This is a genomic window from Nocardioidaceae bacterium SCSIO 66511 (assembly GCA_023100825.1).
Lineage (GTDB): Bacteria > Actinomycetota > Actinomycetes > Propionibacteriales > Nocardioidaceae > Solicola.
The window spans coordinates 2,979,242-2,995,453 of the sequence record CP095846.1 but is presented as its reverse complement, the minus strand read 5'-3'; the positions used below and the strand labels follow the sequence as shown (position 1 = coordinate 2,995,453).

At 66.1% G+C, this 16,212-nt stretch carries 14 protein-coding genes; 10 read left to right on the top strand and 4 right to left on the bottom strand.

Features of this window, described 5'->3' with window-relative positions; translation table 11 throughout:
* The first annotated feature begins 433 nt into the window (after positions 1-433).
* The 3 genes from MU582_14045 (at position 434) to MU582_14035 (ending at position 2,567) form a co-directional block, all read left to right on the top strand.
* Entirely contained in the window at positions 434-1,021 is a 588-nt protein-coding gene (locus tag MU582_14045; GenBank protein UPK73556.1) for a hypothetical protein, read from the top strand.
* Between the two features lie 170 nt (positions 1,022-1,191).
* Entirely contained in the window at positions 1,192-1,914 is a 723-nt protein-coding gene (locus MU582_14040; protein UPK73555.1) for a nucleotidyl transferase AbiEii/AbiGii toxin family protein, read from the top strand.
* Between the two features lie 251 nt (positions 1,915-2,165).
* Positions 2,166-2,567 carry a YciI family protein gene (locus tag MU582_14035; protein ID UPK73554.1) on the top strand — a complete coding sequence of 134 codons (402 nt, stop codon included), beginning with the start codon at positions 2,166-2,168 and terminating at the stop codon, positions 2,565-2,567.
* A 46-nt stretch (positions 2,568-2,613) separates the two neighbouring features.
* Here MU582_14035 and MU582_14030 read toward each other — a convergent pair whose 3' ends face one another.
* The 3 genes from MU582_14030 to nadA form a co-directional block, all read right to left on the bottom strand.
* Positions 2,614-2,907: a DUF1330 domain-containing protein gene (locus MU582_14030; GenBank protein UPK73553.1), complete on the bottom strand. Its 294-nt coding sequence runs from the start codon at positions 2,905-2,907 to the stop codon at positions 2,614-2,616.
* An 81-nt stretch (positions 2,908-2,988) separates the two neighbouring features.
* On the bottom strand, positions 2,989-5,397 hold the full coding sequence (gene nadB, locus MU582_14025; GenBank protein ID UPK73552.1) for an L-aspartate oxidase: 2,409 nt from the start codon (positions 5,395-5,397) through the stop codon (positions 2,989-2,991).
* On the bottom strand, positions 5,394-6,374 hold the full coding sequence (gene nadA, locus MU582_14020; protein ID UPK73551.1) for a quinolinate synthase NadA: 981 nt from the start codon (positions 6,372-6,374) through the stop codon (positions 5,394-5,396). Before nadA ends, nadB begins: the two co-directional genes overlap by 4 nt.
* 71 nt (positions 6,375-6,445) lie before the next feature.
* Between nadA and MU582_14015 the strand changes: the two genes are divergently transcribed.
* A complete protein-coding gene (locus MU582_14015) occupies positions 6,446-7,150 on the top strand; it encodes an NUDIX domain-containing protein (protein ID UPK73550.1) in 705 nt (234 codons plus the stop codon).
* An 84-nt stretch (positions 7,151-7,234) separates the two neighbouring features.
* On the opposite strand, the gene MU582_14010 is transcribed toward MU582_14015, so the two are convergent.
* Positions 7,235-9,016, bottom strand: coding sequence for a DUF1349 domain-containing protein (locus MU582_14010; protein ID UPK73549.1), 1,782 nt, complete (start codon positions 9,014-9,016; stop codon positions 7,235-7,237).
* A 162-nt stretch (positions 9,017-9,178) separates the two neighbouring features.
* Between MU582_14010 and MU582_14005 the strand changes: the two genes are divergently transcribed.
* The 6 genes from MU582_14005 (at position 9,179) to MU582_13980 (ending at position 16,186) form a co-directional block, all read left to right on the top strand.
* The gene (locus MU582_14005) at positions 9,179-10,228 is read left to right on the top strand and encodes a LacI family transcriptional regulator (protein ID UPK73548.1); all 1,050 of its coding nucleotides are present in this window, start codon (positions 9,179-9,181) and stop codon (positions 10,226-10,228) included.
* A gap of 108 nt (positions 10,229-10,336) precedes the next feature.
* Positions 10,337-11,941 carry an FAD-dependent oxidoreductase gene (locus tag MU582_14000; GenBank protein ID UPK73547.1) on the top strand — a complete coding sequence of 535 codons (1,605 nt, stop codon included), beginning with the start codon at positions 10,337-10,339 and terminating at the stop codon, positions 11,939-11,941.
* A 73-nt stretch (positions 11,942-12,014) separates the two neighbouring features.
* On the top strand, positions 12,015-13,304 hold the full coding sequence (locus MU582_13995) for a sugar ABC transporter substrate-binding protein (protein ID UPK73546.1): 1,290 nt from the start codon (positions 12,015-12,017) through the stop codon (positions 13,302-13,304).
* Complete coding sequence (locus tag MU582_13990; protein ID UPK73545.1) at positions 13,301-14,260, top strand: sugar ABC transporter permease; 960 nt, start codon at positions 13,301-13,303, stop codon at positions 14,258-14,260. The genes MU582_13995 and MU582_13990 overlap by 4 nt, the downstream gene beginning before the upstream one ends.
* Positions 14,250-15,161 (top strand): carbohydrate ABC transporter permease, encoded by a 912-nt coding sequence (locus tag MU582_13985; GenBank protein ID UPK73544.1) that lies wholly within the window; start codon positions 14,250-14,252, stop codon positions 15,159-15,161. Before MU582_13990 ends, MU582_13985 begins: the two co-directional genes overlap by 11 nt.
* Positions 15,162-15,163: 2 nt before the next feature.
* On the top strand, positions 15,164-16,186 hold the full coding sequence (locus MU582_13980; protein UPK73543.1) for an acetylxylan esterase: 1,023 nt from the start codon (positions 15,164-15,166) through the stop codon (positions 16,184-16,186).
* Positions 16,187-16,212: the final 26 nt, after the last annotated feature.

Genomic DNA, 16,212 nt, shown 5'->3' with positions numbered 1-16,212 from the left:
GCCTGGAACGGCGGAGCCGTTCCAGGCCTCCTGTCGTTTGTGGAGCAACAGGATGCCGGGAGGAGGAACAGGCGGCGAGGTACGAGCCGGCTGTGACGACGGCTCCTGTTGCGCCCGAGCGACGACGGCTCCTGTTGCGCCCGAGGCGGCGAGGTACGAGCCGGCTGTGACGACGGCTCCTGTTGCGCCAGACCCGGCACCGCGACATCTCAGTCCTCGTGAACCGCTACATCCGCCCGCACGAGGCGCTCGCCACGACGTCCAGCCGGGGCATCGGGCTATGAGCGCGGACGCCTTTATGCTCGTCCGCGCGGCGACACTGGCGCGGTCGAACTCGTGCGCAAGCCGGCCATGGCATTCCACCTGATCTGCAGGAAATCCTCTACACTAGAGGTATTGCTGTTGAGGGTTTCCGACAATCCGGGAGGTCGCCGTGGCAGCGCCGACTACTGATGACTTGCTCGCGAGTCTGCCCGAGGTGTTTCGGTACTCCGAGGCGTTGGAGCATGTCAGCGAGCGTCAGCTCCGGCGGTTCATCGGCAACGGCGACGTTGTGGTGCTGGCTCGTGGCCTGTATCGCAAGAGCGACTGGGTGGGTGACGAGGACCTGGTCGAGATCGCGGTGAAGGCGCCGGATGCGACGATCTGCCTGCGTTCGGCTCTGGTGCGCCATGACCTCATCGACGATATCCCTGCCGAGATTGAGGTCGCCGTCCCGCGTGGATCGTGGACACCCGAGACGAGAGCACCAGTTCGTTGGCGGCGGTTCGATGTCGACACGTTCGCGATCGGACGGGACCAACTCGACATCGGCGGTGATCGTACGATCGGTATCTATTCGGCCGAGCGCAGCATCATCGACGCTTTCCGGATGCGTCATGTCGACGGCGCTGACCTGGCCGTCGAGGCACTCAAACGCTGGTTACGTCGCGGCGGGCAGCCCTCCGAGTTGCTACGCGTTGCGCGGTCGTTTCCTCGAGTGGTCGGCGCGCTGCGCGACACGTTGGAGATCCTGTTGTGAGCCGCGTGACTCGGGGCAACGCTGCCGGCGATGCGTATCTCGATTTGCAGAACGAAGCCCGACGCAGTGGTCGGCCAACTCAGGAGCTACTCCAGCTCTACGTTCTCGAAGGATTCCTCGCCCGGCTGGCCGCCAGCGACCTTCGGGAGCGTTTCGTCCTCAAGGGCGGAGTGCTGTTGGCCGCATTGGAGTCGCGGCGTCCGACGAAGGACGTCGATCTTGCCGGTCTGGATCTGGCCAACGACATCGAGACCGTTCTGGGACTGGTGCGGCAAACACTCGAAGTCGAGCCGGTACCGGTAGATGGGATCGAGTTCGCCACGGAGACTGCGATCGCCGAGGTCATACGCGAGGGCGACGACTATTCGGGTGTACGTGTGCAGGTGCAGGCTCGGCTGGCGAGCGCCAAGTTGCCATTCCACGTAGATGTGAACGTTGGTGACCCGATCTGGCCCGACCCCACGCCAGTCGCCGTTCCCCGCCTTCTGGGCGGCACACCCATCACCCTGTCCGGCTACCCGATCCCCATGGTGCACGCCGAGAAGATCGTCACCGCGATTCAGCGCGGCATCGCCAACACCCGCTGGCGCGACTTCGGCGACATCTGGAGTCTCTCGCGACGCCATCGGGTCAGTGGCGAAGTCTTGCAGCGCGCTACCACCGAGGTCGCCACCTATCGAGGCACAATCCTGCGGCCGCTAACCGAGGTACTGGATGGATTCGCACCCATGGCGCAGACTCGATGGTCGAGATGGCGGCGCCGTACCAACCTCGACAACGTGCCCGAACAGTTCGAGCGCGTCCTCCGTGAGGTGATCGCGTTCGCCGACCCAGCGCTCACCGGCGCCGCCGACGAGCTCATGTGGGACCCCGAAGCGTCGACTTGGACCTGACGCTCATGAGTTGAGCGCTAACAGCGGAGACGTCACTCGGCGATGATGGCGGCACCTGGCCAAGCCCCGCCAGCTGAACCGCGCCCGGCCAAGCGCTGTACGCGGTCCGGGCCGACGTAAGACGCGTTGTCGCGCTCATCCACGAACACCCGGGGACCGAATTGGCCCGGGTCATCTTTGGCCACGTGCGCCCGGGTGACGACGGCTCCTGTTGTGTCGACTGCCGATCGCGGTGCAGAAACGTTTCACCGATGAGTCTTCGGGTCGAGATCGGTCTACCCGATATGAGCCAATACCTACTTTCCGTTCCACACGACTCCGACGAGGAACCGACCATGGAGACCATGGACCCGGCCGAGCTCGAGGCGGCGTTGGCTGCCACGGGCGCGATCATCGAGGAGCTGACGTCGATCGGCGCCTTCGTCTTCGCGGGCGGGCTGACACCGCCCTCGAGCGCGATCACCGTAGACAACACCGGTGAATCGCTGAGCACCGTCAACGGCCCGTTCGTCGAGGCGCCTGAGTATCTCGGTGGCTTCTGGGTGATCGATGTTGCTGACGAGAAGGCCGCGCTCGACTGGGCTGCCCGCGCGTCGAAGGCGCTCGGCGGCCGCATCGAGGTCCGTGCCTTCCAGCCGCCGCCCGGCGAATGAGTCTGACTGTCGAGCGCCTGCTCCTGCGCTGACTCTCGCTCGTCGGTCAGTCGACGCCTTCGATGATGCGGAAGTCGCGCTCCACGTCATCGGGGAGGGCAGCCAACGCTTTGCGGTACGCATCGCTTTCGTACGCCGCCGCGGCCTGCTCGAAGCTGTCGAACTCGATCAGAACGACGCGTTGGGTGTTCCCCGACTCGTGGGCGACGACTCGGTCGCCGCGAGACAGTACCCGCCCGCCTCCGGCCTGGACAGCCAGACCGGCCAGCCGGTCGTAGTCGGTCAGTCGCTGTCGGTCGGGAATGCTGCGGTAGACGCTGACCCAGTAGCTCCTAGCCATGAAACCTCCTTGTGTTCGCCCGGATGTGTCGTGCTTCCCATGCCGGGGGTTCCGGCCAGTCCTGGGGGCGGATGCAGCGCGTCATCCGGCACTCACCGCTGGTTCGCTACCCACTGGTGCCGTCTGCGTCAGTAGCAGACTGAGGTCGAACGCCGGCGCGCTGTGGGTGATGGCTCCGACGGAGATCGCGTCGACTCCGGTCTCCGCGACGGCCCTGACCGAGTCCAGCGTGATCGATCCGGACGCCTCGAGGCGGGCTGCCTTCGAACCTCGTAATCCCACGATGTGCCGCATCTGATCGAGCGGCATGTTGTCGAGCATGATCCACTCGACACCCGCGTCAAGCGCCTCGACGGCCTGGGTCGTTGACGTGACCTCCACCTCGATGGCGACGCGGCGTGAATTGTGTGCGCGCACCGCTGCGATCGCGGCGCTCACGCCGCCGGCCGCAGCGATGTGGTTCTCCTTGAGCAGAACCATCGCAGCGAGGTCGAGCCGGTGGTTGCTCACTCCGCCGGCGACGACCGCGGCCTTGTCGAGCGCTCGAAGGCCGGGCGACGTCTTGCGGGTGTCCAGGATCCGTGTCGGAAGCCCGGTCACCGCCTCCGCGTACGCCGCGGCGGAAGTGGCGATTCCGGACATGTGTTGCAGGAAGTTCAGAGCTGTTCGTTCGCCGGTGATGATCTCCCGTGCGGGTCCCGCCAGCGTGAGCAGGTCCTGTCCGGTGCGGACGTGGTCGCCGTCCTGTACGTGCTCGGTGACGACGACCTCGCTGCCGAGCTGGCGATACACCTCGGCGGGGACCGCCGTACCGGCGATCACGCCTTCTTGGCGCGCGACGATACGCGCACGGGCGAGGGTGCCGTCCGGCACCGCCCACTGAGTGGTGATGTCGTCCTCGGCATGGTCTTCGGCCAGGGCTCGACGCACGGCCGCGGCGAGTACGCCGCCGGTTCCCTGGTGTGTCGCGCGCGATGGCGGTGTGCGGCAGGGCGGATGAGAGCCGTACGCGGCCGGGCGGCCGTCCTCGTCGAGCCGGATGACAATGTGCGTGTCCCACCGCTCGTCCGTACGCGGGTGGTCGGAACGCCAGTGGCACCCGCGGCTGTCCTCGCGGGTGGTCGCGGCCACGACTACCGCTCGTGCCACTGTCGCGAGGGGGCCGTCGCCGACTGACTCGAGCTCGTCTTGGGCGGCCCGCAATCCGGAGCCGTCCCGACGGATTCCCGCGTACTTGCTCAGGATCGCCCGGATCGCTTGTGGATCTTGGTCCTCGTCCATGACCAGTGAACTCTCCGGTCCGTTTGATGCCGGCGGAAGCTCGAGGGTGAGAGCGGTGGCAGCGCGTCGCCCGAAGACCAGTCCCTCGAGGAGGCTGTTGGACGCTAGCCGGTTGGCTCCGTGGACTCCGCTTGCCGCGGCTTCGCCGACGGCGTACAGGCCGGGGACATCTGTCGCGCCGTCGCGGTTCGTCCGGATGCCACCGCATGAGAAGTGCGCGGCCGGAGCGACCGGGATCGGCTCGCGCAGCAGGTCGACGCCGATCTGCCGGCAGGACGCCAGAACGGTCGGGAATAGTCGTCGCACGGTGTCTTCGGGGATCGATCGGGCATCGAGCCATACGTGGTCACTGCCGTCGCGTCGCATCGTCGACTCGATGGCCCGGGCGACGACGTCTCTCGGCGCGAGATCGGCGCGTGGATGTACGCCAGGCATGATTCTGCGCTCGTGAACGTCACGAAGGACGGCGCCTTCGCCCCGCAATGCCTCGGTGACCAACGGCAGCTGACCGGCTGCGTCACCGGTGAAGAGCGCGGTCGGATGGAACTGCACGAACTCCATGTCGACCAGCGACGCTCCGGCCCGTAGTGCCAGGGCTATACCGTCACCACGGACGGTCGACGGATTGGTGCTCGCCGAGTAGGCGTTGCCGATCCCTCCGGTCGCCAGTACGACGGCCCGGGCGTCGATTTGGTCGGTGCCCGTGTCGTCCTCGACGAGTACGCCGATGACCGACCCGGATGCTGACTTGATCAGGCCGACGGCCCGTCCATGCACCGTCTGTACGTCGGTCAGATCCAGCGCCCTGCGCAACGCGCGTTGAACCTCGGCGCCGCTTGCGTCACCGTCCGCGTGCACGACCCTGCTGCGGTCGTGGCCACCTTCGAGGGTTCTCGACAACGAACCGTCGGCATTGCGGTCGAACCGAGCGCCCAGACCGATCAACTCCGCCAGGCGCTGTGGCCCTTCCTCGACCAGTGCGCGAACGATGCGGGAGTCGCAGAATCCGGCACCGGCTACCTCTGTGTCGTGGGCATGGCCGAGTGGGTCGTCGGCACCGTATGCGGCGGCGATCCCGCCCTGCGCCCATGGCGTACTTCCGGAACCGGTGCTGACGAGGAGTACGCGTCGCGTGACCGCCAGCGCCACAGCGGTGGACAACCCCGCAACGCCGGTCCCGATGACGACGACGTCCGCGGCCCGGTTCACCGGGCGCCTCCGGGCTTTCCGATGGCGATCATTCGCTCGACCGACTGCCGAGCACGGTCGGCCACGTCGGGCGGTAGCTCGATCTCATCGCGACCCTCACGGAGACACCGAAGCAGCAACTCAGGCGTGATCATCTTCATGAAACGGCACGACGCCTTCGGGTTCACCGGTTGGAACTCCGATTGCTGGTTGACCTTGCGCAGCTGGTGAAGCATTCCGACCTCCGTTGCGACGAGCGCGGTCTTCGCCGTCATGCCGCGAGCGGCGTCGAGCATCCCGGAGGTGGACAGAATCCGGGTCCGGTCGGCCGGAAGGTCGCCGACGCCGGCGAGCCAGACCGTCGACGATGCACACCCGCACTCGGGATGTACGAGAACTTCCGCCGTGGGATCGGCCGCGACCTGCTCGCGAAGATCCGCCGCGGTGATGCCCGCATGGACATGGCACTCGCCCATCCACACGTGCACGTTGTCCCGTCCGGTCTGTTGTCGTACGTGGTTGCCGAGGAACTGATCCGGAAGGAACAGGATCGGCCGGTCTGCAGGGATCGACTCCACGACGGCCACGGCATTCGACGAGGTGCAGCAGATATCGGCTTCCGCCTTCACTGCAGCACTGGTGTTGACATAGGCAACGACGACGGCGCCGGGATGATCGGCCTTCCAAGCCCTCAGCTGGTCGGCATCGATCGTGTCCGCCAGCGAACAGCCCGCCTGAGCGGTGGGGATCAGCACGGTCTTGTCCGGACTCAGCAGTTTCGCGGTCTCGGCCATGAAGTGCACACCGCAGAAGACGATCGTCGATGCCTGCGTGGTCGCGGCGATCCGCGACAGTTCGAGTGAGTCGCCGACGTGGTCGGCAACATCCTGGATGGCGGGGTCCTGGTAGTTGTGCGCGAGCAGTGCGGCGTCTCGCTCACGCGCGAGACGCCGTACCTCCTCTTGCCAGATCTCCGTGGTGCTCGGGGCTACGGACATGATCTGTACCTTCTTCCGATCAGGTTTTCGCCTGAGAGGCGATAACTAATCTGGACGGTACCATCAGCGCCATGCCTGCCGCCAAGGAGAGTGATCCGGTCCACGTTCCCAGCTATCCGCACGAAGTGCTGGCCGTCGTCCTGTCGGTTCGTGACGGCAAGCTGTGCGTTTTGCTCTGGCGGCGCGGGCAGACTCCGTTCCGGTCTCGGTGGGCGTTGCCTGGCGGGGGAGTCCAGGCAACGGAACGACTGAGAGAGGCGATCACCGGCCATCTCGCTGCGAAGGTCGATGTACGTGACGTCGCCCATCTGGAGCAGTTGGCCACCCACAGTGCGATCGACCGCGATCCGCGGACACGCGTCCTGGCGACGGCTTACCTCGGCCTGGTCCCTTCCGACGTACAGCCGAACCTGCCGGACGACACCGCCTGGCATCAGGTGGACGAGCTACCACGTACGGCGTTCGACCATCACCACTTCATCGACGCGGCGGTGGGGCGGCTACGTGCGAAGCTCTCGTACACGAATATCGGGTTCGCGTTGGCTCCCACCGAGTTCACGATCGCGGAGCTGCGCGACCTGTTCGGTGCGGCGCTGGGCTACGAGCTCGGCGCGACCAATCTGACCCGAGTATTGACCCGGCGGCAGGTGATCTGCCCGACGGAGCGCACCGCCCCGCCCGGGCAATCCGGCGGTCGGCCCGCCACGGTCTACGAATTCGTTGCCCGTGAACTGACGGTGACCGATCCTTTCGCCGTACTCCGCCCACCTCGATAGTGCGCTCGCCAGACCAGGCCTTCGCGCCGGGTGCGGCCGTGAAGGTCACGATTGCACCCGGCGCGAGAGGTCTCTTGCGACGATTCAGCCGCAGGCGGCGGCCTCCTCGTCGGTCGGGGTGAACCGAACCCAGTCGAACGCCGCGTCGATCTCGGGCGCGGACTCCGGGCCGCGGTACGCCACGGTTCCGACTGTCTCGGGCAGGAGCTCGGCCACCGGTACCGAGCGGCCAACGGTCAAGAACTCCTTGCCGTCGATGCTGTACGACGCGGTGAGATGCTCGCCGGTACTGGTGATCCGTAGCCAGATCTTGTCGCCGAGCTCGTCCGGAGCGTACACGTAGTCTTCGGAGGTGTGCGTGTCGATGCGATCGACACCGTTGCGGCGCCAGATGAAGTCGATGCGCGGGCCCTTGGACGACTGCTCGAGCATTGCGCGAAGAGAGTTCGCGTCGTCACGGCGGACGATCAGGCCGCCCTGCTGATACTTCTGTTCCGGCTTGATTGTGAGCTCCGTGGTCACCTCGAATGCGCCGTCGCGTACTGGCTGGAGCACCTGCGGCGCACTCGTCGAGTTGCCCGTCACCGTGGGCATGTGTAGTCCATTGTCGGCAACAGTCACACCGGATCCATCGAGGCGGACGCTGCCCGACCACAGGCTGTCGTCGAGCGTGTCGCCCTCGAACTGGTCGCTTCCCGCGCCCGGGCATGACTCGTACAGCGGGTCCTCGGGGTTCTGGTTGAGCGGGTCGCGTACGGCGTCGGGGTCTTCGACCGCATGGCCGATCGTCGTATGCGACCGCTCGCCGTACTCGTAGAACATGTGCAGCTTGCCGTTCTCGTGCACGAGCTGCGGTGACGCGGCGCGGCCGGCATCGGGCGGCGCCGCCTCGGGGACGAACAGCTTCTCGGGCGTGCCGGATTCAGTCAGTGCACGGTTGACCGGTCGCGCCAGAATCGTGCCGGTCGTGCCGTGGTAGAGGATGTAGTTCTGTCCGTTCGACCGCCACAGGTCTGCTGCAGAGACGTTGGTGCCCTCGGCCTTGCCCGGCTCGATGATCGGTTTCGGTGCGATGTCCCAGTTTCGGAGGTCCTTGGAGTACGCCACGCTGATCCTGCGTGAGTCGTCCTGCTTGTAGTTCGTCATGAAGAACATGCCCCACCGGTAACCCGTTGACGGGCCGGGATGGCGGAATACGCGTGCATAGGACGTCTCGGTCGCACGGCCCGGTGCGGGCACCGTGTCGTCGGCAGGGAACTCGAAGTCGTGCTGCGCTTCGTCTACGGCGTCGGCCGTGATGACTTCGTCGCCGTACTTGAAGTCCAGACCGTCCTTGGACGTCGCGAATCGGGTGACGGTGTTTTCGCCGTGGAAGAACAGGTACATCTTCCCGTCGCGCTGGCTCCACACGGTGTCGGGGGAGGAGATGTGCGAGACGTCGTAGATTCCGTCCCACTTGTTCGTGATCAGTGGGTTGCCCTCGTACTGCTTCCACGGCCCCTTCAGGCTGTCGGCGTACATGAGGTTGATGCCGCCCGGCCGATCGTGCGGTGCGTAGTAGATGTACCACTCGGCCAGCGGGTCGTCGAGGTGCTTGCCGGCATGGAACACGCTCGGAAAAATGAACTCCTTGGTGGGGTTCCACGGCAGCGACTCGTCGAGCGGATCGACGATCTGGCCGGTCGATCGGAACAGCGGTAACTCGTCGGGGCCGTCGGAGCGATGCGAATCGGCGGCGTTCGAGTCGGCCGGCGCTGGGCTTGCTGCCACCTGTCCGGTGGAAAGGCCCGCCAGGACCAGGCCGAGGCACGCGATGATCGCTGCTATCGCTCGTCGCGGACGTCTGTGCTGGATGCTCGGAGACACGGTCGTACTCCTTCGGTGAAGAGGGATCGGCGCCGTTGCCGACTGATGTGGCGTCCATCACCATAATGCTAATTCGTATTAATGCAAGAGATGCGTTGAGATCGGCTTGCGACTCGCGCTGCTGTCGGCGCCGGGGCGTCCGGCACGCTAGGGTGCGATGTCGTGGAGCGTTCCGGGCGGGTGACTCAGGTCGAGGTGGCGCGTCGGGCCGGCGTGTCACAGGCGATGGTGTCGCTGGTGTTGAACGGCTCGGACTCCGTCCGGGTGACGCCGGAGACGCGCCGGCGTGTCGAAGACGCCCTTCGCGAGACCGGCTACTCCGTCGATGTCCTCGGCAGGCGACTCCGCGGTAAGGCCAACCGGCTGCTCGGTGTGTTCACGTACGAGTCGGTCTTCCCATCCGGTTCGGCGGACTTCTATGTCCCGTTCCTCGGCGGGATCGAGGAGGAGGCCGAGCGTGCCGGTTATGACCTGCTGCTCTTCACGAGCCCTGGTCGTCGCGAGGGGCGACGCCACGTCTACGAGGCCGGCGGCAACCGACTCGGTATAGCAGACGGCAGCATTCTGCTCGGCCGTCACACCGACCGCGACGAGTTGGCCCGGCTGCTCCATGAGCGGTTTCCGTTCGTGTTCATCGGTCGCCGGGAGTCGCCCGCGGGTGAGGTCAGCTGGGTGAGTGCGGACTATGCGGCCGCGACCGGAGATCTGTACGAACTGGCTTGGTCACGCGGACATCGCAGGATCGGTCTCGTCGGACTCGCTGAGTCAAACGAGGCGACGGTCGACCGCCGCGCCGGGTACAAGCGGGCCGCACGCGCCCACCGGCGGCGCGCCGAGATCATCGACGGTGAGGACCCGGCCGAGGTCTGGTCCCGTATCCAAGACCTCGACCTCACGATGGTGCTCGTCGAAACCGTGCCGATGGCCGAGGCGCTGACGACTCTGGTGCGTGCGGACGGCAAAGAGGTGCCGGCAGACCTGTCGATCGGGGTTCTCGGCGATCGGGACCCGAGCCAAGCCCTGCCCTCCACCCGGGTCGGGGAGGAGCTGCCGTGGACCATGTTCCACATTCCGCGGCGCGAGATGGGCGTCGAGGCAGTGCGCCTACTGGTCGACGACCTCGAGAGTCGTACCGCGGGTGAGGGTCGGCGCCAGGTCCTGCTGCCGTGCGAGCTCGACGAGGGCGCGACGATCCGGTCATTGCGCTCCTGAGCCGCACAGTCGCGGAGCAGGTCGATCACCGAATCGACTCCGGATGGTTGACACGGCTCTGGCCATCTGGTTCGGTATCGATCTAATACGAATTAGCAGGAGGTCTTGGTGGAGAGTCGATATGACGTTCTGGTCGTCGGTAGCGGCCTCGGTGGGGTCGCTGCAGCCTTGTCTGCCACAGACATGGGGGCCTCGGTAGCCCTCGTCACGGACGAGGAGTGGATCGGCGGTCAGCTCACGTCGCAGGCCGTCCCGCCGGACGAGCACCCGTGGGTCGAGCGGTTCGGGGTCACCGCGAGCTACCGCGCTCTGCGCGACGGGATTCGCGCGTACTACCGCGATCACTACCCGTTGACGCCGAGCGCGCGGGCATGGCGCGAGCTGAACCCTGGCGGCGGCCTCGTCAGTCGGTTGTGTCACGAGCCGCGGGTTGCGGTCGCCGTACTGGAGTCGATGCTCGCACCCGCTATCGCCTCGGGCCGCCTCGTCGTGCTGCGACCCCGCACGGTCACGAACGTCGCCACGGACGGTCAGCAGATCACCGGTGTCACGCTCGGCGGACCCGGTGTCGCCGATCTCCAACTCGCCTGCAGCTACGTCGTCGACGCGACCGAGACCGGTGACCTGCTGCCGCTGGCGGGCATCGACTACGTCACGGGGGCCGAGGCCGCGAGTGAAACGGGAGAACCCAGCGCGCCCGCCGAGGCGCAACCCCTCAACATGCAAGCGGTTTCGTGGTGCTTCGCAATGGATCACGTGGACGGGGACCATGTGATCGATCGGCCGGAGACGTACGACTACTGGCGTCGTCAGCAGCCGGACTTCTGGCCTGGGCCGCTCCTCGGATTCTCTTGGCCGAGCCCTCGAACCCTCGAACCGTCGAACGGCTGGCTCGCGCCGAACCCAGGCGACGACCCCACCTTGGTCGTCGCGGACCAGAGCAAAGAGCCGGGTACGGACGACCTTTGGCGCTTCCGCCGGGCGCTGGCCCGGGACAACTTCCGCCCGGGCTTCATGGAAAGCGATGTCACTCTCGTCAACTGGCCGATGATCGACTATCTCGACGGTCCGCTGTTCGAGGTGTCGGTCGACGCCGCTGCCAAGCATGCAGAAGGGGCCCGAGAGCTGTCCCGTTCTGCGCTGTACTGGATGCAGACGGAGGCTCCCCGACCGGACGGCGGCACCGGGTTCCCGGGGCTTCGGCTCCGACCCGACATCATGGGCACCGCTGACGGGCTCGCCCAGCGTCCGTACCACCGCGAGTCGCGACGCATCCGCGCCATGACCACCATCGTCGAGCAGGATCTCTCGTACGCGGTGCGCGGCGAGCATGGCGCCGTGGCTTACGCCGACTCCGTCGGGGTGGGCATGTATCGCATCGACCTGCACCCGTCGACCGGTGGCGACAACTATCTCGATGTCGCGTCGTGCCCGTTCCAGATCCCGCTCGGCGCGCTCTTGCCTGCGGCAGGGGGAAACCTGATCGCCGGCGCAAAGAACATCGGCACCACCCACGTGACGAACGGCGCCTACCGGCTGCATCCGGTCGAGTGGAACATCGGCGAGGTTGCGGGCGCCCTCGCGGCGCATTGCGTGACCACTGACTCGGCGCCTCAGACCGTGCGCAACGAGCCGGCCAGGCTGGATGCCTTCCAGAAACTACTCGTCGACCGCGGGGTCGAGCTCGCATGGCCTCGTCCCCACTCCTACTGACCGCAGACCTGCGTACGGCGCTGCCCTCGCCGGACTGCCAACATCAACGGCGGCAACACCTCTGGAGGACACAATGAAGTATCCGATCCGAAAGCTGCGACCGGTGGCCGGCATTGCCTGCCTTGCCTTACTGGCGGGCGGTCTGGCCGCATGCAGCGGCTCGGAGGCCGACGACGGCGACATCACCTTGCGGATGACCGTATGGACCGGCGAAGAAGACCAGCTGAAGATGTTCGACGACATCGCGGCTGACTTCATGGCCGACAATCCGGAGGTCACCGACATAAAGTTCGACACGATTCCCTTCGAGGGCTACACGACCGCGCTCACGACGCAGGTCTCCGGGAGCAGCCCGCCGGATCTCGCCTGGATCCTCGAGCGCGACGCTCCGGACTTCGTCGACTCTGGCGCTCTCGCCGACATCGCGCCAACGCTGGAGGACACATCAGGGTACGACTACGGGGACCTGGCTCCCTCAGCGACAGAGCTGTGGAAGTCCGACGACAAGCTGTATGCGTACCCGTTCTCGACGTCACCGCTTGGCGTCTTCTTCAACAAGGACCTGCTCAAGAAGGCAGGTGTGAGTAAGCTGCCCGACCAGCTCGCGGCCGACGGAAAGTGGACGTGGGACGAAGCCGGCAACATCGCCAAACAGGTCGCGGCCAAGACGGATGCGACCGGGCTGGTGGTGCGCGACTGGGACTACAAGAACTGGATCAACCTGGCCGCCGTCTGGCGTGGCTTCGGTGCCGATGCCTGGTCGGACGACGGCGAGACCTGCGGCTTCGACTCGCCGGAGATGAACGACGCGATGGACTTCCTGCACAGCGCGATCTTCGAGGATGAGGCGCTGCCGGCGCCCGGTACGACCGCCGACTTCTTCGCGGGCGAATCGGGGATGACGGTCACCCAGATCAGCCGAGCGAGCCTCCTCGCGGAGGACCCGTTCTCGTGGGGCATCGTGCCGCTCCCGTCGGGGCCCGATGGCGACGCTCAGGTCATCGGGCAGGCCGGAATCGGCGTGGTTGCCAAGGGGGAGCATGCCGACGCGGCCGCGGACTTCCTCGCGTACTTCTCGAACGCCGAGAACTCCGCCAAGCTGGCGCAGTACTTCCCGCCGCCGCGGGAGAGTCTGCTGAACGCGAAGACACTTGCGAAGGCCAATCCGATGTTCACCAAGGAGCAGCTCGACGCAGTCGTCGTCGACGGCATCAAGACCGGGACCGTACTCCCGTCGCACACGGACTCGGCCGAGATCACCAACCAGGTCCAGGCCGCACTCGACCCGATGTGGAAGGCCGACGCGGATGTCTCGGCCGTACTCGATGACGTCTGCACTGCGATCGAGCCGTCACTGTCATGAGTTCCGTGACCACCGAACCGACCGCCCGGCAGGAGTCCCGGCCTCGCCGGGACTCCGGCTCGGCGCCGGCACGGCGCGGTGGGTGGCGTCGGCGCGAGCGGATCGTCGGCTTTCTGTTCATCACGCCACAACTGGTCGGGTTCGCCGTATTCGTACTGTGGCCGCTGGTCGACGTGATCTGGTCGAGCCTACGCAGCACGAACCTCCTGGCGGGGACCTCCGAGTTCGTCGGTACGCAGAACTACCGCGACATCGCTTCGGATCCGGTGACTCCCGAAGTGTTCAAGGCAACCGCGTTCTTCAGCGTCGGTCTGGTGATCCTCAACCTCGCCTTGGCGCTCGGGCTGGCGTTGCTGCTCAACCAGCGACTACGTGGGACGACCGTCTTTCGTACGATCTTCTTCTCGCCCGTCGTCGTGTCGCTCGTCGCGTGGACGATCACCTGGAACTTCCTGCTGCAGGACAACGGAGGGGTCAACGCGCTGTTGCGAACCATCGGCGTCGACGGGCCGAACTGGCTCCGCGGCGACAACACCGCGATGCTCTCGGTGATCGTGGTGCAGGTGTTCAAGAACGTCGGTCTGAACATGGTGTTGTTCCTGGCCGCCCTGCAGGGCGTTCCGCGCAACATCGTGGAGGCGGCCGCGGTTGACGGGGCGGGTGCACTTCGCCGCTTCTGGCACATCACGCTTCCGATGATCAGTCCGACAACGTTGCTCGCTGCGATCATCACGGTGGCCGGGTCGCTTCAGGTGTTCGCACAGATTCAGATCCTGACCGGCGGCGGTCCCGGCAACAGTACGAACGTGCTCGTCTACTTCTTCTATCAGCAGGCATTCGAGAACCGAGACTTCGGCTACGGGAGCGCGATCGCGGTGATCTTGTTCCTGATCATCCTGCTGCTCACCGTTCTGCAGTGGCAGCTTCGCAAGAGGTGGGTCGTCCATGAGCGTTAGAACCACAACCGTCGCCGACGAGAAGGACGCGCCGACCGACCGTACGGCGCGCGATCGTCGACGAAGCCGCGGTACGCGACGTCGTCGGTGGCCGTACTACCTCGTCATGGTCCTGCTGGCGGTGCCGTTCGTCTTCCCGACCTGGTGGATGGTGACGAGCTCGCTCCTGCCGGCGAACGAGGTACTCGCGTACCCGCCGAAGCTGCTGCCGCTCGATCCCGAGTGGGACAACTATCGCAAGGCGTTCGCCGACTACCCGCTGGCCGAGCAGTACTTCAACAGCCTCTACATCGCCGTCCTCGTGACGATCGGGACGATGATCGTCGCGTCGTTCAGCGGCTACGCGTTCGCGCGGATGCGCTTGCCTGGTGCGAGCTGGATCTTCCTCGTCGTCCTCACCGGACTTCTCATCCCGAGCGAGGTGACGATCATTCCGTTGTTTCGGCTCGCGGACCGACTCGGGCTGATCGACACACACTGGCCGCTCATCCTGGTGCCCATGCTCGGAGCTCCGAGTGTGTTGGGCACGTTTGTCATGCGCCAGTTCTTCCTCACGCTGCCCGACGAGTTGGAGGACGCGGGTCGCCTCGACGGGCTCGGCCCGTTCGGCGTCTTCTGGCGGGTGGCGTTGCCCCTCGCTCGTCCGGCGCTCGCCGCGGTGGCGATCTTCACCTTCATGAACACGTGGAACTACTTCCTCGAGCCGTTGGTCTACCTCACCAGCAAGGACAAGTTCACGCTGCCGCTTGCTCTCACGCAGTACACCGACGCGTACGGAACGCATCTGTGGAACATCCAGCTGGCCGCGTCGGCGACGACTGTGATACCTGTGCTGATCGTGTTCGTCCTCGCGCAGCGGCACTTCGTCGAGGGCCTGTCGCAGACCGGACTGAAAGGCTGAGAGTGGCGTACTCCGACCTTCCCCTCGATGAGCTGCGTACGCACACAACCAGCGGTACCGCACCGTCGGACTTCACCCGACGATGGGATGCGGCTCTCGCCGATGCTCGCGTACGCGCGACTCCGACCGAGCGGCGCAGAGTCGACACCGGCCTGGCCACCATCACGACTGACGATGTCTCCTTCACCGGTCATGCCGGAGATCCGATCCGGGCATGGCTGCAGTGCCCGGCCGACACGGTGGGGGACGGGCCGCTGCCGTGCATCGTCGAGTATGTCGGGTACGGCGGTGGCCGCGGGTTGCCGATCGAACGGTTGCTCTGGGCAAGTGCGGGATTCGTACACCTGGTCATGGACACGCGCGGTCAAGGCTCGAACGTCGTCGTCGGAGACACTCCCGATCCGGCGGGCAGCGGGCCCGCGTATGCGGGCGTGATGACGCGCGGGATCGAGGACTTCGACAGCTACTACTACCGGCGGTTGATAACCGACGCCGTGCGCGCCGTCGACGTCGCACGTGAGCTTCCTGAGGTCGACCCTGACCGCATCCTCGTCACCGGTACGAGTCAGGGCGGTGGGCTGGCGATCGCCGTTGGCGGGCTGGTCGACGGACTCCTCGGCGTCATGCCCGACGTACCGTTCTTATGCGACTTTCCCCGCGCTACGTGGATCGTGGAACGCCCGCCGTACAACGAGATCACCCACTACCTCGCAGCGCACCGAGACTCAGCCGATCGTGTCGCACAGACACTCGCGTACATCGACGGCGCCCATCACGCGGCCCGGGCAACGGCTCCTGCGCTGTTCTCCGTCGCGCTGATGGACCCGACGTGTCCGCCGTCGACCGTGTACGCCGCGTGCAACGCTTGGGCGGGTCCGAAGGAGATCGTCGAGTACAGCCACAACGGGCACGAGGGCGGTGCCGCGTTCCAACACCAACGTCAGATCCCCTGGGCGCTTCGCCTCGCCGGGACCCGATCAGAACGCCCCGCGCGAGCTATGGATTCGAGCCGGCCAGGGGCGTAGGCTGCCGCACTCAGCCGAGCGAGGGG

Coding starts and splice junctions, on each gene's coding strand:
- MU582_14035 (UPK73554.1), top strand. CDS start 2,166: ATGAGTCTTCGGGTCGAGATCGGTCTACCCGATATGAGCCAATACCTA.
- MU582_14030 (UPK73553.1), bottom strand. CDS start 2,907: ATGGCTAGGAGCTACTGGGTCAGCGTCTACCGCAGCATTCCCGACCGA.
- nadA (UPK73551.1), bottom strand. CDS start 6,374: ATGTCCGTAGCCCCGAGCACCACGGAGATCTGGCAAGAGGAGGTACGG.
- MU582_14015 (UPK73550.1), top strand. CDS start 6,446: ATGCCTGCCGCCAAGGAGAGTGATCCGGTCCACGTTCCCAGCTATCCG.
- MU582_13995 (UPK73546.1), top strand. CDS start 12,015: ATGAAGTATCCGATCCGAAAGCTGCGACCGGTGGCCGGCATTGCCTGC.
- MU582_13990 (UPK73545.1), top strand. CDS start 13,301: ATGAGTTCCGTGACCACCGAACCGACCGCCCGGCAGGAGTCCCGGCCT.
- MU582_13985 (UPK73544.1), top strand. CDS start 14,250: ATGAGCGTTAGAACCACAACCGTCGCCGACGAGAAGGACGCGCCGACC.